This is a genomic window from Kocuria flava (assembly GCF_001482365.1).
GTDB classification, from domain to species: domain Bacteria; phylum Actinomycetota; class Actinomycetes; order Actinomycetales; family Micrococcaceae; genus Kocuria; species Kocuria flava.
This window is the reverse complement of record NZ_CP013254.1, coordinates 782063-807935: the sequence shown is the minus strand read 5'-3', so window position 1 is coordinate 807935 and position 25873 is coordinate 782063. Positions and strand designations below refer to the sequence as shown.

General features: G+C 75.4%; 25 protein-coding genes and 1 riboswitch. Of the genes, 9 read left to right on the top strand and 16 right to left on the bottom strand.

Annotated features, from left to right (window positions below; genetic code table 11):
• Positions 1-66: 66 nt before the first annotated feature.
• Positions 67-1092: a zinc metalloprotease gene (locus tag AS188_RS03730; RefSeq protein WP_186815335.1), complete on the top strand. Its 1026-nt coding sequence runs from the start codon at positions 67-69 to the stop codon at positions 1090-1092.
• A gap of 12 nt (positions 1093-1104) precedes the next feature.
• Here AS188_RS03730 and AS188_RS03725 read toward each other — a convergent pair whose 3' ends face one another.
• Positions 1105-1440: a DsrE family protein gene (locus AS188_RS03725; protein WP_058857715.1), complete on the bottom strand. Its 336-nt coding sequence runs from the start codon at positions 1438-1440 to the stop codon at positions 1105-1107.
• Positions 1441-1583: 143 nt separating this feature from the next.
• Between AS188_RS03725 and AS188_RS03720 the strand changes: the two genes are divergently transcribed.
• Positions 1584-2027: a DUF1801 domain-containing protein gene (locus AS188_RS03720; RefSeq protein ID WP_058857714.1), complete on the top strand. Its 444-nt coding sequence runs from the start codon at positions 1584-1586 to the stop codon at positions 2025-2027.
• Positions 2028-2036: 9 nt separating this feature from the next.
• On the opposite strand, the gene lhgO is transcribed toward AS188_RS03720, so the two are convergent.
• The 5 genes from lhgO to betT all read right to left on the bottom strand — a co-directional run bounded on the left by lhgO (position 2037) and on the right by betT (position 9744).
• Positions 2037-3257 carry an L-2-hydroxyglutarate oxidase gene (gene lhgO, locus AS188_RS03715; RefSeq protein WP_058857713.1) on the bottom strand — a complete coding sequence of 407 codons (1221 nt, stop codon included), beginning with the start codon at positions 3255-3257 and terminating at the stop codon, positions 2037-2039.
• Positions 3258-3477: 220 nt separating this feature from the next.
• On the bottom strand, positions 3478-4188 hold the full coding sequence (locus AS188_RS03710) for a dienelactone hydrolase family protein (RefSeq protein WP_058857712.1): 711 nt from the start codon (positions 4186-4188) through the stop codon (positions 3478-3480).
• Between the two features lie 179 nt (positions 4189-4367).
• On the bottom strand, positions 4368-5990 hold the full coding sequence (locus AS188_RS03705; RefSeq protein WP_058857711.1) for a GMC family oxidoreductase: 1623 nt from the start codon (positions 5988-5990) through the stop codon (positions 4368-4370).
• Between the two features lie 116 nt (positions 5991-6106).
• Complete coding sequence (locus AS188_RS03700; protein WP_058857710.1) at positions 6107-7600, bottom strand: aldehyde dehydrogenase family protein; 1494 nt, start codon at positions 7598-7600, stop codon at positions 6107-6109.
• On the bottom strand, positions 7597-9744 hold the full coding sequence (gene betT, locus AS188_RS03695) for a choline BCCT transporter BetT (protein WP_058857709.1): 2148 nt from the start codon (positions 9742-9744) through the stop codon (positions 7597-7599). The genes AS188_RS03700 and betT overlap by 4 nt, the downstream gene beginning before the upstream one ends.
• Positions 9745-9920: 176 nt before the next feature.
• Here betT and AS188_RS03690 point away from each other — a divergent pair, with 176 nt between their 5' ends.
• The 7 genes from AS188_RS03690 (at position 9921) to AS188_RS03660 (ending at position 15171) form a co-directional block, all read left to right on the top strand.
• A complete protein-coding gene (locus AS188_RS03690) occupies positions 9921-10451 on the top strand; it encodes a TetR/AcrR family transcriptional regulator (protein WP_058857708.1) in 531 nt (176 codons plus the stop codon).
• Positions 10452-10454: 3 nt separating this feature from the next.
• Positions 10455-10835, top strand: coding sequence for a DMT family transporter (locus tag AS188_RS03685; protein ID WP_083529225.1), 381 nt, complete (start codon positions 10455-10457; stop codon positions 10833-10835).
• Positions 10835-11158 (top strand): DMT family transporter, encoded by a 324-nt coding sequence (locus AS188_RS03680; protein WP_058857707.1) that lies wholly within the window; start codon positions 10835-10837, stop codon positions 11156-11158. Before AS188_RS03685 ends, AS188_RS03680 begins: the two co-directional genes overlap by 1 nt.
• A gap of 167 nt (positions 11159-11325) precedes the next feature.
• Positions 11326-11640, top strand: coding sequence for a hypothetical protein (locus AS188_RS03675; RefSeq protein ID WP_058857706.1), 315 nt, complete (start codon positions 11326-11328; stop codon positions 11638-11640).
• A gap of 273 nt (positions 11641-11913) precedes the next feature.
• The gene (locus tag AS188_RS03670) at positions 11914-12951 is read left to right on the top strand and encodes a GmrSD restriction endonuclease domain-containing protein (RefSeq protein WP_261340415.1); all 1038 of its coding nucleotides are present in this window, start codon (positions 11914-11916) and stop codon (positions 12949-12951) included.
• A gap of 68 nt (positions 12952-13019) precedes the next feature.
• Complete coding sequence (locus tag AS188_RS03665; RefSeq protein ID WP_058857705.1) at positions 13020-13421, top strand: Ig-like domain-containing protein; 402 nt, start codon at positions 13020-13022, stop codon at positions 13419-13421.
• 256 nt (positions 13422-13677) lie between these two features.
• Positions 13678-15171: an NCS1 family nucleobase:cation symporter-1 gene (locus AS188_RS03660; protein ID WP_058857704.1), complete on the top strand. Its 1494-nt coding sequence runs from the start codon at positions 13678-13680 to the stop codon at positions 15169-15171.
• Here AS188_RS03660 and AS188_RS03655 read toward each other — a convergent pair.
• The 10 genes from AS188_RS03655 to AS188_RS03610 all read right to left on the bottom strand — a co-directional run bounded on the left by AS188_RS03655 (position 15151) and on the right by AS188_RS03610 (position 25864).
• Entirely contained in the window at positions 15151-16227 is a 1077-nt protein-coding gene (locus AS188_RS03655; protein ID WP_058857703.1) for an NAD(P)-binding domain-containing protein, read from the bottom strand. The two genes, AS188_RS03660 and AS188_RS03655, sit on opposite strands and share 21 nt — an antisense overlap.
• A 53-nt stretch (positions 16228-16280) precedes the next feature.
• Positions 16281-17630 (bottom strand): DUF2254 domain-containing protein, encoded by a 1350-nt coding sequence (locus AS188_RS03650; RefSeq protein WP_211268315.1) that lies wholly within the window; start codon positions 17628-17630, stop codon positions 16281-16283.
• A gap of 47 nt (positions 17631-17677) precedes the next feature.
• Positions 17678-18178 (bottom strand): GNAT family N-acetyltransferase, encoded by a 501-nt coding sequence (locus AS188_RS03645; RefSeq protein ID WP_058857702.1) that lies wholly within the window; start codon positions 18176-18178, stop codon positions 17678-17680.
• 9 nt (positions 18179-18187) lie between these two features.
• Positions 18188-19084 carry an alpha/beta hydrolase gene (locus AS188_RS03640; protein WP_058857701.1) on the bottom strand — a complete coding sequence of 299 codons (897 nt, stop codon included), beginning with the start codon at positions 19082-19084 and terminating at the stop codon, positions 18188-18190.
• Positions 19085-19248: 164 nt separating this feature from the next.
• A complete protein-coding gene (locus AS188_RS03635; protein WP_058857700.1) occupies positions 19249-19899 on the bottom strand; it encodes a C40 family peptidase in 651 nt (216 codons plus the stop codon).
• A 5-nt stretch (positions 19900-19904) separates the two neighbouring features.
• Positions 19905-20060, bottom strand: a riboswitch (cyclic di-AMP (ydaO/yuaA leader).
• A 567-nt stretch (positions 20061-20627) separates the two neighbouring features.
• Positions 20628-21488 (bottom strand): metal ABC transporter permease, encoded by an 861-nt coding sequence (locus tag AS188_RS03630; RefSeq protein ID WP_186815337.1) that lies wholly within the window; start codon positions 21486-21488, stop codon positions 20628-20630.
• Between the two features lie 26 nt (positions 21489-21514).
• Complete coding sequence (locus tag AS188_RS03625; RefSeq protein WP_058857699.1) at positions 21515-22273, bottom strand: metal ABC transporter ATP-binding protein; 759 nt, start codon at positions 22271-22273, stop codon at positions 21515-21517.
• 25 nt (positions 22274-22298) lie between these two features.
• Positions 22299-23309, bottom strand: a complete 1011-nt coding sequence (locus tag AS188_RS03620; RefSeq protein ID WP_058857698.1) for a metal ABC transporter substrate-binding protein — start codon at positions 23307-23309, stop codon at positions 22299-22301.
• A gap of 138 nt (positions 23310-23447) precedes the next feature.
• Positions 23448-24494: a hemolysin family protein gene (locus AS188_RS03615; protein ID WP_058857697.1), complete on the bottom strand. Its 1047-nt coding sequence runs from the start codon at positions 24492-24494 to the stop codon at positions 23448-23450.
• Entirely contained in the window at positions 24491-25864 is a 1374-nt protein-coding gene (locus AS188_RS03610) for a hemolysin family protein (RefSeq protein ID WP_058859706.1), read from the bottom strand. The genes AS188_RS03615 and AS188_RS03610 overlap by 4 nt, the downstream gene beginning before the upstream one ends.
• Positions 25865-25873 lie beyond the last annotated feature (9 nt).

The following is a 25873-nucleotide window of genomic DNA, read 5'->3' as shown; positions in this document are numbered from 1 at the left end:
CCGCTCCGTTCCCCGCCCCTGCGGGGGCAGGGCCTCGCCGCCCCGACGGGGGAACCGGGGAACTCCATGCACCAGACCGGCAGCACCGCGCCGCACCAGGGCCCGCGCGGGCGCCACGAGCCCGCGCCCGGCGTCCGCCTGCCCGTGCAGCGGGCCCCGAGCGGGCGGATCCCGCAGTGGGTGCTCGACGAGGCGGCCGAGCAGCAGCGGCGGGCCGGGCTGAGCCCCTCCCGCCGGCGCCGGGAGCAGCGGCGGGACGACCGCGCCGGACGCCGGGACGCCCGCCGGTGGGCGCGGGGCACCCGGCGCAGCAGCCGGGCCCGGCGGGCCTCGCCCGCGATTGGCGTCGTGCTGCTCGCGACCCTGTGGTTCACCCCGGGGCTGTTCGCCGACCACGCGCTGCCGGTCGTGCGCCCGTACCTGCCGAACGCGTCGGCGCCCCCGCCCGGGGTCGGGGCGGCCGACGAGCCCCTGGGGACCCCGCCGGCCGCGACCGGGACCGGGAGCCACCGCTTCATGGAGGCCCCGGACCCGGAGCAGGAGGTCCTCGCCTGGGACCCGTGCCGCCCGGTCCGCGTCGTCGTCCGCCCGGACAACGCGCCCCCGGGCGGGCAGCGACTGATCGAGGAGGCCGTCGGGCGGATCTCGGCCGCGACCGGCCTGCAGTTCATCGACGCCGGGACCACCGACGAGGCGCCCTCCTCCCAGCGCGATCCGTACCAGCCCGAGCGCTACGGGCGGCAGTGGGCGCCGGTGCTCATCACGTGGTCCGACCCCGCCGAGCACCCCGACCTCGCCGGGAACGTGGCCGGGCTGGGCGGCAGCACCCCGCGGCTGAGCCGGGACGGGACGTACGTGTCCGTGAGCGGGCAGGTCACCCTCGACGCCCCGGCCCTGACGCGGATGATGGACCGGCCCGAGCTCGTGCGGGCGGTGATCCTCCACGAGCTGGCCCACGTCGTCGGCCTGGCGCACGTCGACGACCCCGCGCAGCTCATGCACCCCGAGACCTCGGGCGTCACCGACCTCGCCGCCGGGGACCGCGCCGGCCTCGCCCGCCTCGGCGCGGGAACCTGCGCCCCGGACCTGTGAGGGGCGCCCGGCTCAGGGGCGCAGGTAGGCCCACCCCTCGGCCTGGCGGACCACCAGGTGCGCCACCCCGGAGGGCACGACCTCGGCCTGCGGGTGGAGGTCCGCCTCGCTCAGGCCGCGGGCGGTCAGGGTGTTCCGGCACACGCACAGGCTCGCCCCGGCGTCCAGCAGCGCGGTGAGCTGCTCGGTGGGCGGCTCCGTGGCCACGGCGATCCCGGGACCGTGGGCGACGAGCTCCACCCGGGTCCCCGGCCCGAGGGCGGCGAGGAGGTTGGTGGTGTTCTGCAGCACCGCCCGGATCTTCTCCGGGGCGGCCTCGTTGAGGTGGATCAGCGCGCGGTGCGTCATGGGGACCTTTCCGGTGCGGGGACGTCCCGGCCACTGTAGCCAGCCGCCGCGCGCACCCGCCCGGGCCGTCCCGCCGTGTCGGACCGGGCCGCGATCCCGGTCCCTGCGAGGATCGTCCTCCCAGCGACCGTGAGGAGCCCGCCGTGGAGAAGACCGGACAGTCCGTCGAGGAGCACCTGGCCGGGGTGAGCCCGAGGAAGCGGAGGGCCGACGCCGAGCGGCTCCTGCCGCTGTTCACCCGGGTCACCGGGCAGCCGGCCGAGATGTGGGGAACCGTCATCGGCTTCGGCCAGTACCACTACAGGTACGCCAGCGGGCACGAGGGCGACGCCCCCGCCGCCGGCTTCGCCCCGCGCAGGGCCGCCACGACGATCTACCTCTACGACGGCGTCGACGCCCACCGCGAGCGCCTCGAGCGGCTCGGCCCGCACACCACCGGCGTGGGCTGCCTCTACGTCAAGGACCTCGACGCCGTGGACCTGGCCGTGCTCGAGGAGATCGTCGCCGCATCCTACGCGGCCCTCGGCGACGTCCCGTGGCCGGCCCGGGCCCGCGACGGCGGGAAGGACCCGGCCGGCGGCAGCTGAGTCCCGGGGCTACTCCTGCACCGGCGCCGCCGGCAGCCCGTGCTCGCGGGCCGCGGCCGCGACGATGTGCTCGGCGATCGCCAGTGACGAGGTCGCCCCGGGCGAGGGTGCGTTGCGCACGTGGGTGACGCGGCCGCGGTGCTGGATGACGAAGTCGTCGACCAGCGCCCCGTCGCGGGTCATCGCCTGGGCGCGGATCCCGCGCGGGACCCGGGTGGTGCCGGCCCCGGCCAGGGAGGGGACGTAGCGCTGGGCCTCCTCGAGGAACCACCGCCGGGAGAGGACCGTGCGGATCTCGCGGGCGGCGGTGGGCAGGTTGCGCGCGGCGAAGCGCCGGAAGCCGGGGTGGGCGACGGTCTCGAGGGCGTCCTTCGGCGCGAGCCCGAGCCCGCGGTAGCCCTCGCGGGACAGGGAGAGGAACGCGTTGGGCCCGACCGTGGTCTCCCCGTCGATGCGCTTGGTCAGGTGCACGCCGAGGAACGGGTAGCGCGGGTCGGGGACCGGGTAGACCAGCCCGCGGACGTGGTCGCGGTGGGCGGGGTCGAGCAGGAAGTACTGCCCGAGGAACGGCACGATCGCGGGCTCCTCCTCCCCGCCGGAGGCGCGGGCCAGGCGGTCGGACTGCAGGCCGGCGCAGACGACGACCAGGTCGAAGGAGTGGCGGCCCCGGTCGGTGTGCACGATCGCCCCCGTGGCCGTCCCGCCGATCCGCCGCACCGGTGTGCCCAGGTGCACGGTGCCGCCGGCGGCCACGACGTCGTCGGCGAGCGCCCGGGTGACCCGGGCGTAGTCGACGATCGCGGTGTGCGGGGAGTGCAGCGCCGCCCGGCCCACGGCCCGCGGCTCGACCTCCCGGATCCCCTCGGGGCCGAGCATCCGCACGTCCGGGACCCCGTTGGCCACGGCCCGCTCGTGGATGGCCTCCAGCCGGGCCTCCTCGGCGGCGTCGAGGGCGACGACGAGCTTGCCGCACTCCTCGTAGGGCAGCTCCCGGTCGGCGCAGAACCGCTGGAGCAGCGTGGCGCCGCGGCGGCAGAGCCGGGCCTTGAGCCCGCCCGGTTCGTAGTAGAGCCCGGCGTGGACCACCCCGGAGTTGTGCCCGGTCTGGTGGGCGGCGACCTGCGGCTCCTTCTCGAAGACGGTCACGGCGGCACCGGGGAAGCGCAGGGTCAGCTCCCGGGCCACGGCGGCCCCGATGATCCCTGCTCCGACGACGGCGAACGACGGCACGGTCCCCTCCTGCTCCTGCGGCGTGCTCGGCCCGCGGCCGGGTCGGCGGCGGGTCCTCGGCAGCGGTTCCCAGCACCCTACGCGCCAGCCCCGCCCCGCTCACCTCTCCCCGCCGAGTGACCCCGTCCGCGCCGGGTGACCACGGCACGGCGTGGTCAGTGGCCGGGAACGTGGTCACTCGGCGGAAAGGGGGCGGGGCGGGGCGGGGCGGAGGCACTGCTCAGCGCACGTGCTCCTTCAGGAACGCCACGGCCCGGGTCCACGCGGTGCGGGCGTGCTCGGGCCGGTAGTTCTGCCGCTTCTCGTCGTTGTGGAAGGCGTGCGGGGCGTCGTAGTAGTGGAACTCCACGACCGGGGCCGAGGACTCCCGGCGGATCCGCTCCTCGAGCGCCTGCGCCTCCTCGACCGGGTAGGCCCGGTCCTGGCGGGCGTAGTGGCCCTGCACGCAGGCCTGCACGGTCTCGTAGGACTCCGGCACGCCCTGCCCCACCCCGTAGAAGGGCACGGCCGCGCTGACGCGGCCGCCCTCGTGGGCCGCGAGCGCGAGCACGAAGCCCCCGCCCATGCAGAAGCCGATCGCGCCGACGGTGGTGCTGGTGACCGCCTCGTGCCCGAGCAGGTGGTCGACGGCCCCGCTCAGCAGCCGGGCGCCCTCGTCCTCGGGCAGCCGGGCCATCATGCTCCGGGCCTCGTCCGGGTCGTGGGTGACCCGCCCGCCGTAGAGGTCCGGGGCGAGGGCCACGAACCCCTCGGCGGCCAGCCGGTCGGCGACGTCGCGGATGTGGTCGGTCAGCCCCCACCACTCCTGGACGACGATCACGCCGGGGCCGCGCCCGCCCTCCGGCAGCGCCAGGTAGCCGTGGGCCGTGCCGCCGGCCGAGGGGAAGGTGACGTTCTGGTGCGGGGTCTGCTCCACTGCGTGCTCCTGCATCCGGTCGGGCGACGACGACGGGCGGCCGCGGCGGCCCGTCGTCGTCAGTCTAGGCACGGGGCGGGCGCTCCCCCTCCCGCCGAGTGACCCCGTTCCGGTCGACCGACCAAGGCACGGCGTGGTCAATGGCCGGGAACGGGGTCACTCGGCGGGAGGGGCAGGGGGCAGCGCGCCGCCGCTCAGGCCGTCTCGGCGCCGGCCGGCACCGCCGCCGCCTGCCGGTCGGCGGCGATGAGCTCCGCCGCCCGCTCGCCGATCATGTAGACGGTGATGTTGGGGTTGACGGTCACCAGCTCCGGCATCACCGAGGCGTCGGCCACGCGCAGGCCCGCCACGCCCTTGACCCGCAGCTGCGGGTCCAGCGGGGACATCCCGTCCTCGACCGGGCCCATCCGGCACGAGCCGGCGGGGTGGTAGACGGTGTTGTGGGTCCGGCGCACGTAGTCGGCGATCTCCTCGTCGGTCTGCACGTCCTTGCCGGGGAACAGCTCCTCCCCCGCCCACTCGGACAGCGCCGACTGCGCGACGATCTCGCGGGCCCTGCGGATCCCGGCGGTCATGATCCGCATGTCGTAGCCCTCGGGGTCGGTGAAGTACCGGGGGTCGACCTTCGGCTTGTCCCGGAAGTCGCGCGAGCGCAGCCGCACGGTGCCGCGCGAGCGGGCGTGGGTGACGTTGGGGGTGAGGCAGAAGGCGTTGTCCGCGGTGGGGTAGCCCTGCCGGTAGGTGTGCATGTCGAAGTTGACCGAGCCGTAGTGCATCATCAGGTCCGGCCGGTCCCCGCCGGGGTCCACGCGGGTGAAGATCCCGGCCTCCCACCACTGGGTGGAGTCGGTGACCATGGGCTGCTTCGCCTCCCACTGGATCACGCCCTCGGGGTGGTCCTGCAGGTTCGAGCCGACGCCGGGGGCGTCCACGAGCACGTCCACGCCGACCTCGCGCAGGTGCTCGGCGGGGCCGATCCCGGAGAGCATCAGCAGCTTCGGGGTGTCGATCGCCCCGGCGGAGACGACGACCTCGCGGCGGGCGCGCACGGTGCGGGCGGTGCCGAAGGCGTTGTCGACGACCTCCACGCCCACGGCCCGGCCGTCCTCGACCACCACGCGCCTGGCCTGGGTCGAGTGCAGGACCGTGAGGTTGGGGCGGTCCTCGGCGGGGTGCAGGTAGGACACGGACGAGGACGCCCGGGTGCCGTCGGCGCGGCGGTTGATCTGGAAGAAGTTCGCGCCCTCGACCACGGTCCTGCCGGTGTTGAACGGGGTGCGCGGGATCCCGGCCTGCTCGCAGGCCTCGAGCACGGCGACGCCGCAGGGGTCGTTGTCGGGGACCTGCATCAGGTGCACCGGCCCGTCGTGGCCGTGGTGGGCCCCCGGGGCGTCGTTGGTCTCGAGCTTCTGGTAGAGCCGGAAGGCGGTCTCGGCGTTCCAGCCCTCGGCGCCGAACCGCTCCTCCCACTCGTCGAGGTCCTCGGCCGGGGCCCAGAACGCGATGCAGGAGTTGTGGGAGGAGCAGCCGCCGAGCACCTTGGCCCGGGCCATGCGCATGTGCGAGTTGCCGTTCTCCTGCTCCTCGAGCGGGTAGTCCCAGTCGTAGCCGGACTCGAGCAGCTCCATCCAGCGGTTGAGGGTGAGCACCTCGTCGACGCCCCGGTCGTGGGGGCCGGCCTCGATGAGCCCGACCGTCACGGCCGGGTCCTCGGACAGCCGGGCGGCGACGACGGCTCCGGCGGAGCCGCCGCCGACCACCAGGTAGTCGAACTCCTGCGGGGTCTCGGGGGCGGGGGTGGTGCTGGGCGTGGTCATGTCTCTCCTCTGACGGGTCTCGTCGGCCGGGGTGCGCCGGCCGGATGGCACCGGGCGGCGCCGCGGCGCCGTCGTCGTCGGGCACGGGAACGACGACGACGCCGGGCGGGCGCGGGTCAGTGCTGGGCGAACCAGCCGGTCACGGCGGGGGCGGTGTTCTGGTAGACGTGCTTGAGCTCCTGGTACTCGCCCAGGCCGGTGGGCCCGAGCTCGCGGCCGACGCCGGACTGCTTCATCCCGCCCCACTCGGCCTGCGGCAGGTAGGGGTGGAAGTCGTTGATCCAGATCGTGCCGTGGCGCAGACGGGCGGCGACCCGCTGGGCGCGCCCGGCGTCGGAGGTCCACACGGCCCCGGCGAGCCCGTAGACGGTGTCGTTGCCGATGGCCACGGCCTCGTCCTCGGTCGTGAACGTCTCGACCGTGACGGTGGGGCCGAAGGCCTCGTCGTGCACGCAGTCCATCTCGCGGGTGCAGCGGTCGATCACGGTGGGCAGGTAGAAGAAGCCCCGCTCGAGCTCGAGCGAGCCGTCGGCGGAGGTGCCGGTGGCGAACTCGCCGCCGCAGCGGACGCGGGCGCCCTGCTCGCGGGCGCGCTGGACGTAGGCGTGGACCTTCTCCCGCTGGGCGGCGGAGATCAGCGCGCCGGTCTCGGCCTGCTCGTCGAAGGGCCCGCCGAGGCGGATGCCCTCGGCACGGCGGACGAGCTCGTCGACGAAGCGCTCGGCGATCGACTCCTCGACCACCAGCCGCGCCCCGGCGGAGCAGACCTGCCCGGAGTGGACGAACGCGCCGTTGAGGGCGTTGTCCACGGCGGCGTCGAAGTCGGCGTCGGCGAAGACCACGTTGGGGTTCTTCCCGCCCAGCTCCAGGGCGATCTTCTTCACGGTCGGGGCGGCCGCGGCGGCGATCGACCGGCCGGTGACCACGCCGCCGGTGAAGGAGACGAGGTCCACGTCCGGGTGGCTCGCCAGCGGCGCCCCCGCCTCGGCGCCGGCGCCGGTGACGAGGTTGGCCACGCCGTCGGGCAGGCCGACCTCCTGGAGGACGTCCATCATGAGCACCGCCGTGTGCGGGGTGAGCTCGGCGGGCTTGAGCACGAACGTGCACCCGGCGGCGATCGCCGGGGCGATCTTCCACGCGGCCTGCAGCAGCGGGTAGTTCCAGGGCGTGATCATCCCGCACACCCCGACCGGCTCGGTGACCACGCGGGAGACCACGTCCGGGTTCCCGGCGTCGACGACGCGCCCGGCGTGCTCGGCGGCGCTCTTGCCGAACCAGTCGAAGCACGCGGCGATGTCGTCCATGTCGATCTCGGACTCGGCCAGGCGCTTGCCGGTGTCCAGGGACTCGGCGCGGGCGAACTCGTCCTTGCGCTCGCGCAGCCGGGCGGCGACCCGCAGCAGCAGGTCCCCGCGCTGCGGGGCCGGCACGGAGGACCAGCGGCCGTCGTCGAAGGCGCGGCGGGCCGCGGCGATCGCGCGCTCGGTGTCCTCGGCGGCGGCCTCGGAGACGGTGCCGACCTCGGTGCCGTCGGCGGGGCAGACGATGGTGCGGGTGCCGCCGGCGGCGGCGGGCTCCCAGCGTCCGTCGATGAACAGGGTCTCGGTCACGGCTGTGCCTCCTTGGTCGCCGCGGGGATCTGCCCCGTCGGCACGTCGCGGATGTCGGTGGACCAGTCGGGGTGGCCCTCGGCGCCGGCCTGGATCTTGGACGGGCCGGTGTGGATGCTCAGGAAGGCCAGGTGGGCCTCCCAGTTGTCGAGGACGTCGTTGATGAGCTGCTCGCGGTTCCAGTCCATGACGTCGGTGCCCTGCGAGCCGGTCTCGTTGAAGACCTCCAGGCGGTAGTAGAGGTCGGAGTCGGGGTTGGTGCGGAACCCGCCGAAGGCCGGGACCGGGGTGGCCACGGGGTAGATCTGGTAGCAGAAGTCCCGGTCCTCGCCCATCGGCACGGACAGCGTGAACTCGGACAGCCCCTGGTAGCCGACCTCCGAGCTGGAGAGCTGGGCGTCGTGGCCCTGGGCGCAGAACTCCTCGACGACCTCGGCCAGGGCCGGGGCCAGCACCTGCTCCTCGTAGCGGCGCACCGCCCGCGGGCCCGGGAAGGAGCCGATGCGGGTGAGCCGGCGCCGCCACTGACTGTCGGGGCCCGGGGTGCGGGAGGCCGTCACGGAGCGGCGGGTCGCGGAGCGGCCCTCCCGCTGGGAGCGCTCGGCGCGCAGCGCCTTCCAGAAACCGATCATCACGAGGTACATCACGACCGAGAACGGCAGGCCGATGATCAGCGTGGCGCTCTGCAGGGTCGGCACCCCGCCCACGAGCAGCATCGCCAGGGTCAGCAGGCCGGTGGCCGCGGCCCAGAACACGCGCAGCCACTTGGGCCCGTCCTGGGTGGGGTCCTGGATGGTCGAGGTGAACGTGGACATCACGAGCGCCCCGGAGTCGGCGCTGGTGACGTAGAACAGCAGCCCGGACAGGGTCGCGAGCGCGATGAGCAGCGGCGCGCCCGGGTACTGCTCGAGCAGGGAGTAGAAGGCCCGCTCGGGGGTGTTCATGGCGGCCTGCCCGAAGGCGTCGTCGCCGCCGGTGACGATCTCCAGGGCGCTGTTGCCGAAGACCGAGACCAGGATGAGGATGAACACGAACGGCACGGTCAGGGTCGCGACCACGAACTCGCGCAGGGTGCGCCCACGGGAGATCCGGGCCAGGAACAGCCCCACGAACGGGGCCCAGGCGATCCACCAGGCCCAGAAGAACAGGGTCCACCCGGCCATCCACTCGGCGGCCCCGGTGTAGGCGAAGGTGTCGAGGGCCATCGAGGGCAGCTCGGCCACGTAGTCGCCGAGGTTCTTCACGGTGGCGTCGAGCAGGAAGGACGTGCGCCCGGCGATCAGCACCCACGCCACGAGGGCCACGGCCATGAGCACGTTGAGCTCGGAGAGCCGGCGGATGCCCTTGTCCACCCCGGAGACGCACGAGGCGGTGGCCATGACCACGGCCACGACGATCAGGGCGGTCTGGGCGGCGACGCCCTCCTCGATGCCGAAGAGCAGGTAGAGGCCGTAGTTGAGCTGGACCACGCCGATGCCCAGGGAGGTGGCCACGCCGAAAATGGTGCCCAGCAGCGCGGCGATGTCCACCGCGTCCCCGGCCCGGCCGTGGACCCGCCGGCCGATCAGCGGGTAGAGGGCCGAGCGGATGCTCAGGGGCATGTTCCAGCGGTAGGCGAAGTAGCCGAAGGCCATGCCCATCAGCGCGTACATCGCCCAGCCGATCACGCCGTAGTGGAACAGCGTCCACACCACGGCCATGCGGGTCGCCTCGAGGGTTCCGCCCTCGCCGGCCGGCGGGCCGTAGTACTGGGTGACCGGCTCCGCCACGGAGAAGAACAGCAGGTCGATCCCGATCCCGGCCGCGAAGAGCATCGCGGTCCAGGTGAACAGGTTGTACTGCGGTTTCGAGTGGTCCGGGCCCATCTTGATGGTGCCCTCCCGGGAGACCGCGACGACGACGACGAACGCCGTCACCACCGCGGCGGTGAGCACGTAGAACCAGCCCATGTTGGTCGCGATCCAGCCGACCACGGCGCCGATCACGGCGGAGGCCTGCTCGGGGGCCAGGATCGCCCAGAGAGAGAACAGCACGATGCTCACGCCCGAGCCGGCGAAGACGGCCCGGTTGACCTTCGGGCGGGTCCGCGGCACGCCCGGCGGCTCCTCGCTCTCGGGGGCGGATGTGGACAGGGCAGCGGTCATGTCGGGTCCTCCTGGGAAGGGTGGTCCGGTCTCGTGGGGTCGCCCGCACGCCGGTCCGGGCGGACCGGGCGGGAGCGGGACGTCGTCGTCCCCGCGGCGGGCCGGGATCGCGCCCCGCGGGGCCCCGGCCTGCGTCACATGGTGTCACCAACCTTCCGGTTGGTAAAGTCTGGGGCATGAACTCCCCCACCCGCGACCGCATCCTGGACGCCGCCCTCGAGCTCGTGCGCAGCGGCGGCACCGTCTCCCTGGAGTCGACCGCGCGCCGGGTCGGGCTGAGCAAACCGGGGGTGATGTACCACTTCCGGACCAAGGAGGCGCTCATGCTCGCCCTCGTGGACCGGGTCCTGGACGGCTGGGACGCGGAGATGTCCCGGCGCCTGTCCGCCCCGGCGGAGCAGGTGCCCGCCGAGGAGCGCATCCGGGCCTACCTGGACTGGTGCCTGTCCGGGGAGGTCGACGAGACCGACCTCGTGATGCTCACCGACCAGCGGCTGCGGGCCACGCTCAAGAAGCACTGGGCGGAGCGGATCGCCCCGTGGGTGGACCTGCCCGAGGACCTGCCCGTGGAGCGGCGCACCCGCCTGCTGGCCGTGCGGCTGCTGGCCGACGGCGTGTGGTTCGCCGACGCCGCGGACGTCTTCGCCCCCGGCCCGGAGGAGCGGGCGCGGGTGCGGGCGGTCGCCGACGAGCTGCTCGCGGGCTGAGCCGTGCTGCGCCGGTCCCTGCTGGGCGCCGCCGTGGCCTGCGAGGTGGTCGCCTCGCTGTCCCTGAAGGCCGCGCTGGAGAACCCTGCCTGGTACGTCCTCGTGGGAACCGGCTACGCCGCCGCGTTCACGCTGCTGGCCGCGGTGCTGCGCCTGGGCACCCCGCTGGGCGTGGCCTACGGCGTGTGGGCGGCGCTGGGCGTGACGCTCACCGCCCTCGGCGCCGCCGCGGTGCACGGCGAGGCCCTCACCCCGCTCATGCTCGCCGGGATCGTGCTGGTGGTGGCGGGCGTGCTGTGCGTCGAGCTGGGCACGGCCCGGCCCGGCGGGGCCCCGGAGCAGGAGCGGCAGCCCGTGGGCTCCGCCCGGCGGGGGGACGCCTGATGGCCTGGCTGTTCCTCACCGGCTCGATCCTCACCGAGGTCGCCGCGACCCTGTCCCTGCGGATGGCCGCCCGCGGCCGGCCCCGGTGGTACGCCGCCGTGGTCACCGGCTACCTGATCGCGTTCACGTGCCTGAGCCTGGCCCTGGCCGAGGGGATGAACCTCGGGGTCGCCTACGGGATCTGGTCGGCCGCCGGGGTGGCCCTGACCGCGCTGGCCGGCTGGGCGCTGTTCCGCGAGCCCCTCACGTGGGTCTCGGCACTGGGCGTCGCCCTGATCGTGGGCGGGGTGCTGCTCATCGAGCTCGGCGCCCCGGCCGCCTGAACGGCCGTTCCCGATCCGGCATCTCTCCGTCCTGATCAGGACACATGCCGCGTTCGGCATGAAGGTCTGGACTTAAGTCCCCTGCCCCGGAGGGCCCCCGGGGCCTAGGGTCGGGGAGGACCCGTCCAGGTCCTCGGGCGGGGGAACCGACGACGAAGGGGGTCGCGATGACGGACCGGAACGACGCACACGGGGGCACCGCGCAGCACCCCTCGGAGCAGGTCGCGAAGTGGCTGGTGCTCGCGGCCATGGCGCTGTTCGTGGTGAGCGGGACCGTGCTGCTGCTGGAGGCCCAGGCCTTCGGCTGGGCGGCGCTGCTGTTCGCGGCGGCCGCCGCCGTGGGCCTGTCGACCGGCACGCTGGGCGACCCGCCGCGGGCCGGCAGCGCCCCGGTCCCGCCGGTCCACGCCATCCGGCGCTACCGCCGCGACCACCCCGGCGCGAGCCTCGGCGAGGCGATCGACGCCCTGCGCGGGTACTGAGTTCCCTCCCCGGAGCGCCGCGCAGACCCCGGCGTCCGCGCAGGTGCTGGTCGCCGCGCCGGCGCGGACGGATCTGTGCGGGTCGCGACCGTCGGGCGGCCGCCGGCGACCGGGCGCCGCGACACGGGGACCCGCACCCGGAGCCCAGCCGCCGCGCGCCGTGACACGGGGACGCGGGGACGCGCCGGGGGTTCGGCCCACGGCCGGTTCCGGCCCCACAATGGTGGGGCAGCCCCTGCGCACCCCCCGCCCTCCCGCCCCAGGAGCCGTTCCGTGACCCCCACCTCGCCCTCGTCCCGCCCCGGCCGTCGTTCCCCGCTGCTGCGCACCGGCCCCCGGCTCGCGGCCGCGGCCCTCGCCCTCGGCCTGCTGGCCGGGTGCACGGACACACCCTCCCCCGCCCCGGCACCCGGGCCCTCGGCCGCCACGCTCGCCCCCTCCGCCGGGACCCCGTCCGGGAGCGATCCGGCGACGCCGGGGGCGACCCCCGCCCCCGCTGCCCCCACCACGGCGGCGCCGGAGGCCCCGTCCCCGCCGCCGGCGCCCGCCTCCCCGGCCGCCACCGCGCTGGCGGACCTGCCGGTCGCGGCCGCCGGGACGATGTCCGACTACGACCGCGAGGGCGACTTCGGCGGGTGGGCCGACCCCGACGGCAGCGGCTGCGACGCCCGCAACGACGTCCTGGCCCGCGACCTCACGGACGTGGTCACGGAGGACGGGTGCACGGTGCGCTCCGGGATTCTGGAGGACCCCTACACCGGGACGGTCATCGAGTTCCGGCGCGGGGTGCTGACCTCCTCGGACGTCCAGATCGACCACGTGGTCTCCCTCGGCAACGCCTGGGTCAGCGGCGCCCGGCGGCTGAGCCAGGACCAGCGGGTGGCCCTCGCCAACGACCCCCTGAACCTGCTGGCCGTGGACGGGCCCACCAACGGGGTGAAGTCCGACAAGCACGCCGGCCAGTGGCTGCCGCCGAACGAGGCGTTCCGCTGCGAGTTCGTGGCGCTCCAGATCGCCGTCAAGACCCGCTACGACCTGTGGGTCACCGCGCCCGAGAAGCAGGCGATGGCCGACGTCCTCGTCGACTGCCCGGGCCAGCCCCTGCCCGGCGCCGCGCCCGTCCCCGAGCAGGCCCCGGCGGAGGAGCCCGCGCCCGCCCCCGCGCCCGCCCCCGCGCCCGCCCCGGCCGAGGAGGTCCACTACCCGAACTGCGCCGCGGTGCGGGAGGCGGGCGCCGCCCCGCTGCACGCGGGCGAGCCCGGCTACCGCGCCGGCCTCGACGGCGACCGGGACGGCGTCGCCTGCGAGTGAGCCCGGAGCTTCCTGACTGGACGATCGTGGGGTGGCATCGGCTCCGCGGGGCTGTCTACGGTCGCCCCATGGACATCAGGAACGGACGAGGAAAAGCACTGGTCACGACCGGGGCCCTGGCGGCGGGCCTCTTCTCCCTCGGGTGCGTGCCCGCGGAGCAGCTGCCGGAGGTGCCGCCCGTGGCCGCCGACGCCGCGGGCGCGGTGCCCGTGACCGTCACCCAGCAGCCGGGCGGGCAGATCGTCCTCGGCAGCGCCGACGCCTCCGCCCCGGGGACCGCCTACGACTACCTCGTGGTCGGCGGCCCGCTCGCGGCCCCGGTCGAGGGCTCCTTCGACCCCGCCGGCACGGCGACCCCCGGGCTGGCCGACGGGCAGTACACGGCTGCGGTGACCGCGACCGACGCCTCGGGCGTCACCGGCACGGGCACCGTGCAGTTCACGGTCGAGGACGGCCGGCTGATCGCCTGACCCCGTCCCCGCACGGAACGGCGGCACGCGCCGCCCGGGCCCCCGGCGCCACCCGGCACCGGGGGCCCGCCCCTGTCCGCGGGCGGGCCGCCGCGGCCGGCCTCCGGGCGGAGCACAGAGGTCGTCACGACACGTCGCCGGCATTCCCCCTTCCTCCCGCGGTTGCCGTCATCGTGGTGTCCTGCATCACATCGACGCGCGGGGCGGCGCCCCGCCACGGCGCACGTGCCGCACGCGGCGCGGGGAAGCGACGATCATGCCCGCTCAGCACAACGACCTGGACGACGCCGACCTGGCGGTGCGCTCGGCCGATCCGAGCCTGTTCAACGCGGACCTCGCCCCGCTGCCCGCCTCGCGACGGACGTGGGGCTGGTTCGCGATCTTCAACGTCTGGTCCAACGACATCCAGAGCCTCGCCGGCTACACGCTCGCGGCCAGCCTGTTCATCACCGCGGGCATCAGCGGCTGGTGGGTCTTCGCCGCGATCCTGCTGGCCGGGTTCGTCATCAAGGTCCTCGTGGACCTCAGCGGCCGCCCCAGCGTGAAGTACGGCTTCCCCTACCCGGTGCTCGCCCGCGCCTCGATGGGCGTGCGCGGGGCACAGTTCCCGGCGATCGTGCGCGCCGTCGTCGCCATCTTCTGGTACGGCGCGCAGACCTACTTCGCCTCCACCGCGATCGCCCTCGCACTCGACGCACTGCTGGGCTCCCCCGGCGGGGCGCTGTTCCTCGGCATGGACCGGGTCTCGTGGGTCTCCTATGTGCTGGCCTCGGTGCTGCAGGTCGCCCTGTTCCTGGGCGGGATCGACCGGATCGCCGGCTTCCTCAACATCGTGGGCCCGGCCGTCTACCTCGTGATGATCGCGCTGCTGGCGGCCATCTGGGTGCAGCTGGGCCCCGAGCTGCCCCGGGCGGTGAGCTCGGTCTTCTCCCGCTCCGAGGTCACCGGGTGGGCGGCGGTCTCGGCGTTCGCCGGGGTGACGGGCACGATGATCGCCTACTTCGCCGCAGTCGTCATCAACTTCGGGGACTTCGCCCGCAACGTGCACACGGAGCGGGCCATGCGCCTCGGCAACCTCACCGGCCTGCCGGTGAGCCTGGCCCTGTTCACGTTCCTGTCCGTGTTCATCACCGCCGGGGCCTACCTGCTCTACCAGGACGGCCGGGGGGGGGAGCCGCTGACCAATCCCGCCGAGATCGTGGCCCTCGTGGACAACGTGGCGCTGACCGTGCTGGCCGCGGTGACGTTCCTGGTGGCGACGCTGGGGATCAACGTGGTCGCGAACTTCATCCCGCCGTCCTACTCGCTGTCCAACATCAGCCCGTCGCGGATCTCCTTCCGCACGGCCGGGACGATCACCGCGGTCGCGGGCTTCGTCATCGGCGCGCTGTGGGTGGCCGTGATCTCGACGATCGGCCTGCCCCGCTTCGTCGACACCCTCGGGGCGGTGCTCGCCCCGCTGTACGGCATCATCGTGGCCGACTACTACCTCGTGCGGAAGCAGCGGCTGAACCTGCAGGACCTGTACTCGGCCGACCCGCGCGGCACCTACTGGTTCACGGACGGCTGGAACCGGCGGGCCGTGCTCGCCTTCGCCCTGGCCGCCGTGTTCTCGGTGCTCGCCGTGTGGCTGCCGCAGCTGGCGGGACTCAGCGGCTTCGCGTGGGTGATCGGCGCGGCGCTCGGCGGGCTCTTCCACCGGATCGCGATGCGCGGGGTGACCGTGCGGTCATCGGCCGACGACCGCTGAGGACCCGGCCAGCAGGCGCACGGCCTCGCGGGCGGCGGCCCGTCCGGCGCGGGTCGCCCCCAGCGTCGAGGCGGAGGCGCCGTAGCCGACGAGCAGCACCCGCCGGTCCCGGAGCACCCGCACGCCGTCGGTGCGGATCCCGCCGCCGGGCTCGCGCAGCCGCAGCGGGGCGAGGTGGTCCAGGGAGGCGCGGAAGCCGGTGGCCCACAGCACCGCGTCGGCGCGCACGTGCCGGCCGCCGGCCAGGACCACCCCGTCCGGGACGAGGGCCTGCAGCGGACCGGCGGAGACGAGCACCCCGGCCTCGATGCCGGCGCGGTACTCCGGGGTCAGGGGCAGACCGGTCGTCGCCACGACACTGAGCGGGGGCAGCCCGGCCCGGGTGCGCTCGGCGACGCGGTGCTCGACGTCGCGGCCCCACGCGGCGTCGAAGGTCCGGTCGGTGAACTGCGGGGGGCGACGGGTGGACCAGGTGGTCGTGGCCCCGGCCCGCTCGAGCTGGAGCAGGAACTGCACGGCCGAGGTCCCGGCCCCGACCACGACCACGTGCTGCCCGCGGAACTGCTCGGCGCCGCGGAAGTCGTGGGTGTGCAGCTGCCGGCCGCGGAAGAGCTCGCGCCCGGGGTAGTGGGGCCAGTACGGGCGGTCCCACGTGCCGGTCCCGTTGATCAGCAGCCGGGTCTCCCACGCGCCGTCCTCGGCCGTCACGCGCAGCGGCCCGGCGTCGTCGCCGGTCGTGGACCCGACCCGCCGCACGGCCACGGGGCGGTGGACGGGCAGACCGAAGCGGCGCTCGTAGTCGCCGTAGTAGCGGGCGACCACGGCCGAGGCCGGCTCGGCGGGGTCCGGCTCCCCCAGCGGCATCCCGGGCAGGTCGTGGATCGCGTGGGCGCCGCCGAAGGTCAGCGAGGGCCACCGGTGCCGCCATGCGCCCCCGGGACCGGGGTTGGCGTCGAGCACCACGAACTCCCGCTCGGGCTCCAGGCCCCGGCGCAGCAGGTGGTGGGCGGCGGACAGCCCGGCCTGCCCGGCCCCGAGAACGACGACGTCCAGCACGGCGACTCCTTCATTGACATGTCAATGAAAGGGCAACGCGGAGCGGGTGCGCGCTATTCCGCGGGCACGGCCCCGTCCACGAGGCGGGGGCCGTGGTCGGCCGGGTCGGTCGCGGCGTCGGCCACGGCCCGCAGCCACCGCCAGTCGGCGGGGTGCAGGGCGGGCTCCGCCTCGGCGGCCTCGAGCAGCAGGGCGGCCTGCCGGCGCAGCGGGGCCACCAGCCCGGGGCGCCCGACGTCCTCCGCGTGGACGGCGAGCATCCGCAGGGTGCGCAGCAGGGCGGCCGCGACCTGCGGCTGGGCCGGTGCGGCGTGGCGCAGCTGGTCGAAGGCGTGCCCGAGGTACTCCTCGTGGCTGAGCTCCCACGGGCGCAGCAGCACCCTCCCGGCGGGCCCGCCCACGGCCTCCGGCGGGAGGTCGCAGGCGATCAGCCGGCGCAGCAGGCTGCCCAGCCGCAGCACGGACTCGACCGCCGTGGTCGGGTCGTTGACCGCGGAGCTGAGGGCCCGCAGGCCGATGTCCACGAGCTGGCGCACGGCGAAGTCGACGTCCTCCTGCATCGTGCGGGTCGCGCTCACCCGCACGACCGCTCCCAGGCGCCGGTCCACGGGCCCGGGCCGGTCCGGGACCGGCCACAAGGTCGCCAGGGCCTCGCCCTCATGGATGTAGGCGCCGGTGCGGGTCTCCAGGCGCACCACGGTGCCCGGGGGGACGGCCGCCAGGATGTCGGCGCTGCCCGCCTGGGTGACCCAGCCGTCGTGCGGGGCCCGCACCACCCGGCACCCGCCTCCGGGCAGCTCGACCCGCCCGCGCAGGGGCTCCTCCGCCGCACCGCGGGCCAGGACGGCGTCGACGACGTCGCGCCCCTCCCCCGCGATGGAGCGCACGACCTCCCCCACCTGCAGCCGGCGGGCGAGGTGGTCCAGGTGGGCGATGATCAGCAGCACCGTGGCCACGGTGAGCACCACCGCGAGCGCCAGGGAGAGCCCCGGCGCGGGCTCGGCGGGCTCACCGTTGAGGTGGCGCAGCACGAGCACGCAGTAGACGAACGTGGCCACGAGCAGGCCCACCACGGCCTGGCTGAGCCGGTCGCGGACGAAGGAGCGCATCACCCGGGGCGAGAACTGGCTGGAGGCCAGCTGCAGGCTGACCACGGTCAGGGAGAACACGACCCCGGCGGTGGTGATCGTCGCCCCGGCCACGACGCTGAGCAGCCAGATCGCGGCGTTGGTGGACATCCGCAGCGAGACGGGCAGCAGCTCCGGAGCCGCGCGGTCGAGCGCCCAGGCGGCCTCGGCCGCCACCGCGCCCGCGACCACGATCAGCGCCGGCAGCAGGAACAGGCTCTCCCGGAAGGCGTAGAGCCCGGCGCGCAGCCGCAGCGCCAGCACGGTGCCGACCACCGTCGTCGTCCTCCTCGTCGCTCCCCGGGGACCCGCCGGTCCGGGCCTCACGCCGAACGGGGCTCGTGCTCCCGCGCGGCCCCGACCTCCCGCAGGGCGTCCCCGGTGAGGCGGAAGACGGACCACTCGTCCTGGGGCAGGGCCCCGAGGCTGCGGTAGAAGCCGATGGACGGCTCGTTCCAGTTCAGCACGCTCCACTCCACGCGGGCCCAGCCCCGGTCGACCGCGTGCCGGGCGAGGGTGCGCAGCAGCTCCTTGCCGTGGCCGGCACCGCGGGCCTCGGGGCGGACGTAGAGGTCCTCGAGGTGGATCCCGTGCACGCCCTCCCAGGTGGAGAAGGTGCGGAACCACAGGGCGAAGCCGAGCAGGCGCTCGCCGTCGTCCACGACGTGGGCGAAGACCGCCGGGTGCGTCCCGAACAGGGCCTCGGCCAGCTGCTCCTCGCTCATGCGCACGGCATCGGGCTCCCGCTCGTACTCGGCCAGCTCCCGCACCATCGCCAGGACGGCGGGGACGTCCTGGGGGCGGGCCTCACGGATCTGCGACATGCCCGGACCCTATCGCACGGTCCCGGGGCCGGTGAGCAGGAAGCGCACGTGCGCGAGCGCCCGCCGGGCCTCGGGGGTCCACCACGCGCCGACGTAGACGTGGAAGGCGCCGGGCTCGTAGATCAGCCGGCCCGGGTTGCCCGCGGCGGCCAGCCGGCGGGCGAACTCGAGGGCGTCGGCGGTGAGGATGTCGAGCCCGCCCTGCACCACGTGCACCGGCGGCAGGTCCTCGACCCGCCCGTAGAGCGGGCTGACCACGGGGTCGGTCAGCGCCCGGTCCCCGGCCCAGGCGGCGCACAGGGGCTGGACCTCGTCGACGGCCAGCATCGGGTCGTGCGGGTCCAGCTCGCGCACGGCCGGGTGGGAGGCGGTGAGGTCCAGGGCCGGGGAGAAGGCGACGACGTGGTCCGGGCCGCGCCGGCCGGCGTCGCGCAGGGCCATGGCCAGGCCGATCGCGAGGTTGCCGCCGGCGGAGTCGCCGGCCACCACGATCCGCCGCACCCCCGGGTCCTCGGTCAGGCCGGCCCAGGCGGCGGTGAGGAAGTCGTAGCCCTCGTCGGCATCGCCCTCGGGGGCCAGCCGGTACAGCGGGACGGTGACGGTGGTGCCGGTGCCCCGCACGAGCTCGCGCACGATCCACCAGTGCGCGGGCAGCAGCGGGTTCACGAACGCCCCGCCGTGCAGGTAGACCAGGTGGGTCCCGTCCGCCCCGGCGCGCGGGGTCAGCCGCAGCACGGGCCGCCCGGCGACCTCGGTGCGCTCCACCGCGTGGCTGCGCCGCAGGTCCCGCGGGACGCGGGCGGGCGGCGGGCAGGGCCGGCCGTGCAGCGCGGCGAGCTCCCGCCGCGGCGTGCGGCGGGCGCGGGCGGCGACCGCCCGGGCGGTCAGGGCCATCCTCAGGCTCATGGGGTGCTTCCTCCGGTGCTCGTCCGGGCGCGGCGGGGTTCCTCCACGACTCGTACCGCAGGCTACCGCTCCTCCGGTGGGAGGGGCCGGGGCGCCGGCGCGGTCGGCGGACCGGCACGGCGCCCCGGCGTCGTCCTCGGCGGGGCCCGTGCCCGCGCCGGGTGTCAGCGGAAGCTGACGTAGGCGTCGACCGGCATGGCGTCCACGGAGTGGACGACGGTGCCCTGGGACGGGTTCAGCGCGGAGATCATCTTGCCGCCGCCGAGGTAGATCCCGATGTGGGCGCCGCCGTTCTGGACGACGAGGTCGCCGGGCTGCGGGTCGGAGGTCGGGGTCCCGGCCGCCCACTGCTGCTGGCTGGTGCGGGGCAGGTCGATGCCCTGCTGCTCGTAGACCCACTGGGTGAAGCCGGAGCAGTCCCAGGCGCCGGGCTCGGTGCCGCCGTAGACGTAGCCGCTGCCCTCCTGCTGCATCGCGGTGCCGACGATGCCGCCGGAGGACGCGGTGGAGGCGATCTCGACGACGCCCTCCGACTGGGGGGCGAGGTCCGTGCCGGCGGGCTCCTCGGCCGGGGCGGCCGTGGGCGCGTCCAGCGGCGCGGGGGCGGCCGTGCTCGCCGCGGTGAGGGACGCCGTCGCCGCGGCGGGCGCGGTGGACGAGCTCTCGGGGGCGACCGGGATCTCGGCGTAGGCCTGGGCCGGGGCCACGGAGCCGAGCACCGCCGCGCCGGCGGCGGCCGTGAGCACGGTGCCGCGCACGAGACGGGACGAGGCGCTCGCGCGGTGGCGGGCGGAGCTGCTGCTGAAGAAGGTCATGCTGGTGTTCCTCCCTGCGCCTGCGGGGTGAGCTGTCGGGTTCGGGTGGGAGTCACCCGGCCGCCCGGACGCGCACGTCCGGGCGAGCTTCACCCCGAGGTCCCGGGCGGACCGGGACCGAGAAGTGGTTCCCCCGCTTCTGCCGAAACGGTCTGGTGGACCCCGGACACCGGCAGAACTCGGCGTCGTGCCCGGGGGTGCCGGGCGGATCTGTCCTCGGCACGTCGGTGACCGTAGCCAGCCCGGAGCCTGCATGTCACATTTCGATAACGGCATCGCCGGGGCCGTTCCCAGGCTCCTGTGCGGCGCCTCCCGCCCGGCGCCCAGCTCCTGCTCCCGGCTCGGCCCCCGCCCGGGCAGCCGGAGGCGGGCCCCTCCGCACCGACCCCCGGCGAGCCTCGGCGCCTCCGGGACCGGGCTGACCAGGGGCGTCGCGCCGGCGGACGGGGCCCGCCCGTCCGAGGGCGCGCCCCGGACGGGTGCCGGCGGAGCGGTTCCCGCACCCGGCGGCCGGGGAGGACGGCACCAGGCGGGAATCAGGATGTGCCGTTCACCACGGGCGGGAGCCGGCGGGATTCTTCACAGGACTGTCATGTCCGGCGGGGGCCCACCGCCCCGTCCGGGGCGGTCCGGGGCGGGGTGAGGAGCTGCGGGGCGTGGGCGCAGGACGCGGCCGGCGCCCGCGAGCGCCCCGGCGCCACCTCCGCGGGTGCCGGCGGCGGCGCGGCTCAGGCCGCCGCGGTCCGCCGGGCGCGCCCGTCCCGCAGCCGCAGCAGCACGGGTGCGGCCACCGCGGCCACGGTGTAGGCGCCGATGGCCAGCACCACGATGGTCGCCCCCGGGGACAGGGGCTGGACGTAGGTGATCGCGAGCCCGGCCACGCACACCGCGGCGCCCAGGCCCATCGCCACGGCCATGGTGGTGGCGAAGGAGCGGGTCAGCAGCTGCGCGGTGGCCACCGGCACGATCATGATCGCCGAGACCAGCAGCACCCCGACCACCCGCATGGACACCGAGACGGTCAGGGCCGCGACCACGGCCACGAGCAGGTTCAGCGCCTGGACCGGCACCCCGGAGGCGCGGGCGAACTCCTCGTCGTGGCACAGGGCGAACAGGGCCGGGCGCAGGCCGATGCCCACGCCGAGGATGAGGGCGGCCAGTCCGGCGGTGAGCCACACGTCCGCGGTGGTCACCGTGGAGATCGAGCCGAAGAGGTAGCCGGTGAGGCTGGCCGAGGTGCCGCCGGCGATCCCGATCAGCAGCACGCCGCCGGCGATCCCGCCGTAGAACAGCAGGGCCAGGGCCACGTCCCCGCTCGTCCGACCGCGCCGGCGCACGGCCTCGAGCAGCAGGGCCCCGCCCACGGAGGCCACGATCGCCCCGGGCACGGCCAGGGCGTCCTTGTCCCCCAGCCCGGCCGCGGCACCGGTGAGCCAGCCCATGGCCACGCCGGTCAGGGCCATGTGGCCGATGCCGTCGCCCAGCAGCGCCATCCGCCGCTGGACCAGGTAGGTGCCCATCACGGGGGCCGCGAGGCCCACGAGCACCGCGGCGATCAGGCCCCGCTGCATCAGCGGGCTGGCGAGCATCGCGCTCAGCGTCTCGAGCACCGGGGTCACCAGTTCCTCTCCAGGTCGGGGGCGGTCGGCGGGCGACCGGGGGTCTCGGGGTGGGGGTGGGCCTCGGGGTGCTCCTCCGGGCCGGGGGCCACCGGGCCGTCGTGGACCACCCGGCCGCCCTCGAGGACCACGGTGCGCGTGATCAGCCGCTCGAGCGGGCCGAGGTCGTGCAGGACCACCAGCACGGTGGCCCCGCGCTCGCGCAGCCGCCCGAGCGTGCCGGCGAGGGCCTCCATGGAGGCCCGGTCCATCCCGGACAGGGGCTCGTCGAGCACGAGCAGGTCGGGCTCGCGCACGAGGGCCCGGGCGATGAGCACCCGCTGCTGCTGGCCGCCGGAGAGCACCTGCACGCTGTCGCCGGCGCGGTCGGCGAGCCCGACCTCGGCGAGCGCGTCGAGGCAGCGGCGCCGGGCGCCGCGGCCCGGGCGCAGGGAGCGCCGGTGCAGCAGCCCCGAGGCCACGACCTCGAGGGCGGTGGCCGGCACCCCCGTCGTCGCCCCGGTGCGCTGGGGCACGTAGCCCAGGCGCTGCCAGGGCACCTGCCGGTGCGGGCCGGCGAGATCCGCGCCGAAGACGCGCACCCGGCCGCGGTCGGGGGCCACGAGCCCGGTGACGGTCTTCACCAGGGTGGACTTGCCGGAGCCGTTGGGCCCGAGCACGGCCACGACCTCGCCCGCGGCCACGGCCAGGCCGATCCCGCGCAGCACGGGGTTCGACCCGAGGGTCACGTCCAGGTCGTCAATGCGCAGCACCATGCCCCGATTCTCCTCGGGCACGGGCTCAGCAGCCCAGTGCGGCGCGCAGGGCTTCGAGGTTGGCGCGCATCACCTGCTGGTAGTCGGCGCTCTCGTCCGCCTGGGTCTCGACGGGGTCGAGGACGGCGGTCTCCACGCCGTGCTCGGCGGCGAGGGTCTCGGCGACGCCGGTGTCCACCTCGGACTCGGCGAAGACCGTGGTCACGCCCTCCTCCTCGACGACCTTGCCGATCTCGGCCAGGCGCGCCGGGGAGGGCTCGGTGTCGGGCTCGAGCCCGGCGACGGAGACCTGCTCGAGGTCGTACTTGTCCGTGAGGTACCCGTAGGCCTCGTGGGCGACGACGACGGTGCGCCGCTCGCAGGTCTCCAGGCCGGAGGCGAACTCCTGGTCCAGGGCCTCGAGCTCACCGGTCAGCTCCTCGGCGTTGCGCTCGTAGAGCGCGGCGTTGTCCGGGTCGGCCTCGCCGAGCTCGTGGGCGACCTCGACGGCGACGGCCGCCAGCCGCTGCGGGTCCAGCCAGAAGTGCGGGTCCTGGGCGCCGTGGCCGTGACCGTCGTCGGCCCCGCCCTCCTCGGCGTGGCCCTCCTCGGCCCCGGACGCCTCGCCCGCGTGGGCCTCGGCGCCGTGGCCCTCCTCCGCGGCGGCGTGCTCCTGGGCGGAGTGGGCCGCCTCGCCCTCGATGCCGGCGTGGGCGGCGTCGAGCGCGTGCTCGGGGGCGGCCTGGGCCACGGCGTCGTCGACGGCAGGCTGGAAGCCGGCGAGGTAGACCACTGCGTCGGCGGTGCGCACCCGGTCGACGGCCGCCGGGGACAGCTCGAGGTCGTGGGGCTCGGCCCCGGGCGGGGTCATCGACTCCACCCGGACCTGCTCGCCGCCCACGCGCTCGGTCACGTACTGCAGCGGGTAGAAGGAGGTCATCACGCTGAGCGTCTCCCCCTCCTCCCCGCCGGCCGCGGTCTCCTCCGACGGGGCGGCGCAGGAGGAGAGCAGGAGGGCGGTCAGCGCGGACAGCGCGAGGAGCGGGGATCGTTTCATGCGAACGATTCTCACGTATTTGAGAATCGTTGTCAATTGCGGAGACGCAGGGCGCACGGTCCCCGCCCGGCGCCCGCCGGAACGCGTCCGCCCCGGCCCTCCCCGCGGAGGGCCGGCACGGACGCGGGCGGTGCCGGGTCAGCGCACGCGCAGCCGCCGGCTGTCGTCGCGGATCTGGCCGACGAGCTCCTCGAGCACGTCCTCGAGGGTCACGATCCCCTCGGCCCTGCCCTCCGGCCCGAGCACGAGGCCCAGGTGCGCCCCGGAGTGCTGCATCAGCGCCAGGGCGCGGCGCAGGGGCACCTCCCGGCCGATCTCCGGCAGCCGCCGGATCAGGAGCGGATCGATCGGGGCGTCCCGCACCCGGGCGTCGAGCTCCAGCAGGTCCTTGATGTGGACGTAGCCGGCCGGCTCGCCGAAGACGTCGAGGACCGGGAAGCGGGAGAACCCGCCCGCGGCCACGGTCTCGGCCTGGGCAGGGGTGGTCCCGGCGGGCAGGACGGTGACCTCCGCGAGGGGGATGACGACCCCGGCCACGCTGCGCTCCTCGAAGGTCAGCGCGCCGAGCAGCAGCCGCTCGTCGTTGGCCTCCAGCAGCCCGCCCTGGCGGGACTCCTCGACCAGGGCGGCGACCTCGTCGCGGGTGAACACGGAGGCGACCTCGTCCTTGGGCTCCACCCTCAGCAGCCGCAGGATCGTGTTGGCCACCCCGTTGAGCAGCCACAGCAGCGGGCGCAGCACGGTGACCACGCCGACGAGGACGGGGCCGAGGACCACGGCCATCCGCTCCGGGCCGGCCAGGGCGATGTTCTTGGGCACCATCTCCCCGAAGACCACGTGCAGGTAGGTCACCAGGGACAGGGCGATCGCGAAGGCGACGGGGTGCAGCAGCGCCTCGGGGACGCCGATCGCGGCGAAGGGCACCTCCAGCAGGTGCGCGATGGCCGGTTCGCTGATCCAGCCCAGGGCCAGCGAGCAGATGGTGATGCCCAGCTGCGCGCCGGCCATCATCATCGAGACGTTCTCCATCGCGCCCAGGGTGACCCGTGCGGCCCAGGACCCGGCGAGGGCCTTGGGCTCGACGACCGTCCGGCGGGCGGAGATCAGGGCGAACTCCGCACCGACGAAGAAGGCGTTGGCACCCAGCAGCACCACGGTCAGGACCAGTCCGGTCAGCTCGCTCACCGCCGGGCCCCCTCGGCGTGCGCGGCGACGGCGGCGCCGTCGCCCTGGGGGGACTCGACGTGCACGCGCACCGCGGTGATGCGGTGCTCGTCGACGGCCGTCACCTCGAGGCCGATCGTGGCCGGCGGCGCCCCGGGGGCGGGCTCGGCGGCCACGGCCACCCGGTCGCCGACCTCGGCGAGGCGGCCCAGGTGCAGGGTCACGAGCCCGGCCAGGGTCTCGTACTCCTCGTGCTCGGGGACGCCCACCCCCAGGTGCTCGGCCGCCTCGTCCGGGCGCAGGGCCCCGGGCAGGTCCCAGGAGCCGTCGGCCTCCGCCGTGACGGGCTCGACGACGGGGTCGTGCTCGTCGCGGACCTCGCCGACGAGCTCCTCCACGAGGTCCTCCAGGGTGACCAGCCCGGCGGTGTCGCCGAACTCGTCGACCAGCACCGCCATCTGCAGGCCGCCGGCCCGCAGGGTGTCCATGAGCTCGTCCAGCTCGACCGTGTCCGGCACGAACCGGGCCTCGCCCATGACCGTGCCGACGGCCACCTCGTGGCGCCGCTCGTGGGGTACCGCGAGACCGTGGCGCACGTGCACCACCCCGGCCACACGGCCCTCCTCCGCCGCGACCACGGGGAAGCGGGAGTGGCCGGTGGCGCGGGCGCGGGCCAGCAGCTCCTGGACCGTCTCGTCCGGGGCGAGCGTGATCATCCGGCCCCGCGGGACCATGACGTCGTGGGCGCGCCGGTCGCCGAAGGCGAAGGAGCGCTCCACGAGCTCGGCCGTGGCCGCGGCCAGCGCGCCCCGGTCGGCGGAGTGGCGCACGAGCCCGGCGAGCTCCTCCGGGGAGCGGGTGGAGGCCAGCTCCTCCTGCGGCTCGACGCCCAGGGCCCGCACGATGCGGTTGGCGTTGCCGTTGAACAGGCGGATCGGCCAGTCCAGGGCCGTGGTGAAGCCGCGCTGGAAACCGGTGACCGCCCGGGCGGTGCCCAGCGGCCGGGCGATGGCCAGGTTCTTGGGCACGAGCTCGCCGAAGATCATGGTCAGCCCGGTCGCCAGCACGAGGGCGAGCACGATCGAGGCCGACCGCGCCGCCACCGGGGACAGCCCGGCACCGGTGAGCGGTCCCACGACGAGCGCGGCGACGGCCGGTTCGGCCAGGAAGCCGATGCCCAGGTTCGTCACGGTGATGCCCAGCTGGGCGCCGGAGAGCTGGGTGGAGAGGGTCCGCATCGCCGTCAGCACGCCCGCCGACCGGCGGTCCCCGGCCGCGGCGGCGGCCTCGACGTCGTTGCGGTTGACGGTGATCAGGGAGAACTCGGCGGCCACGAAGGCGCCGCAGGCGGCGATCAGCGCCACCCCCACGAGGATCGACAGGACTTCCATCAGCCCCAC

What these genes read in the sequence shown, in the direction of transcription:
- AS188_RS03730 (WP_186815335.1), top strand. Translation starts at nt 67, where the DNA reads ATGCACCAGACCGGCAGCACCGCGCCGCACCAGGGCCCGCGCGGGCGC.
- AS188_RS03725 (WP_058857715.1), bottom strand. Translation starts at nt 1,440, where the DNA reads ATGACGCACCGCGCGCTGATCCACCTCAACGAGGCCGCCCCGGAGAAG.
- AS188_RS03710 (WP_058857712.1), bottom strand. Translation starts at nt 4,188, where the DNA reads ATGCAGGAGCACGCAGTGGAGCAGACCCCGCACCAGAACGTCACCTTC.
- AS188_RS03705 (WP_058857711.1), bottom strand. Translation starts at nt 5,990, where the DNA reads ATGACCACGCCCAGCACCACCCCCGCCCCCGAGACCCCGCAGGAGTTC.
- betT (WP_058857709.1), bottom strand. Translation starts at nt 9,744, where the DNA reads ATGACCGCTGCCCTGTCCACATCCGCCCCCGAGAGCGAGGAGCCGCCG.
- AS188_RS03690 (WP_058857708.1), top strand. Translation starts at nt 9,921, where the DNA reads ATGAACTCCCCCACCCGCGACCGCATCCTGGACGCCGCCCTCGAGCTC.
- AS188_RS03680 (WP_058857707.1), top strand. Translation starts at nt 10,835, where the DNA reads ATGGCCTGGCTGTTCCTCACCGGCTCGATCCTCACCGAGGTCGCCGCG.
- AS188_RS03675 (WP_058857706.1), top strand. Translation starts at nt 11,326, where the DNA reads ATGACGGACCGGAACGACGCACACGGGGGCACCGCGCAGCACCCCTCG.
- AS188_RS03665 (WP_058857705.1), top strand. Translation starts at nt 13,020, where the DNA reads ATGGACATCAGGAACGGACGAGGAAAAGCACTGGTCACGACCGGGGCC.
- AS188_RS03660 (WP_058857704.1), top strand. Translation starts at nt 13,678, where the DNA reads ATGCCCGCTCAGCACAACGACCTGGACGACGCCGACCTGGCGGTGCGC.
- AS188_RS03645 (WP_058857702.1), bottom strand. Translation starts at nt 18,178, where the DNA reads ATGTCGCAGATCCGTGAGGCCCGCCCCCAGGACGTCCCCGCCGTCCTG.
- AS188_RS03640 (WP_058857701.1), bottom strand. Translation starts at nt 19,084, where the DNA reads ATGAGCCTGAGGATGGCCCTGACCGCCCGGGCGGTCGCCGCCCGCGCC.
- AS188_RS03635 (WP_058857700.1), bottom strand. Translation starts at nt 19,899, where the DNA reads ATGACCTTCTTCAGCAGCAGCTCCGCCCGCCACCGCGCGAGCGCCTCG.
- AS188_RS03630 (WP_186815337.1), bottom strand. Translation starts at nt 21,488, where the DNA reads ATGCTCGCCAGCCCGCTGATGCAGCGGGGCCTGATCGCCGCGGTGCTC.
- AS188_RS03625 (WP_058857699.1), bottom strand. Translation starts at nt 22,273, where the DNA reads ATGGTGCTGCGCATTGACGACCTGGACGTGACCCTCGGGTCGAACCCC.
- AS188_RS03620 (WP_058857698.1), bottom strand. Translation starts at nt 23,309, where the DNA reads ATGAAACGATCCCCGCTCCTCGCGCTGTCCGCGCTGACCGCCCTCCTG.
- AS188_RS03610 (WP_058859706.1), bottom strand. Translation starts at nt 25,864, where the DNA reads ATGGAAGTCCTGTCGATCCTCGTGGGGGTGGCGCTGATCGCCGCCTGC.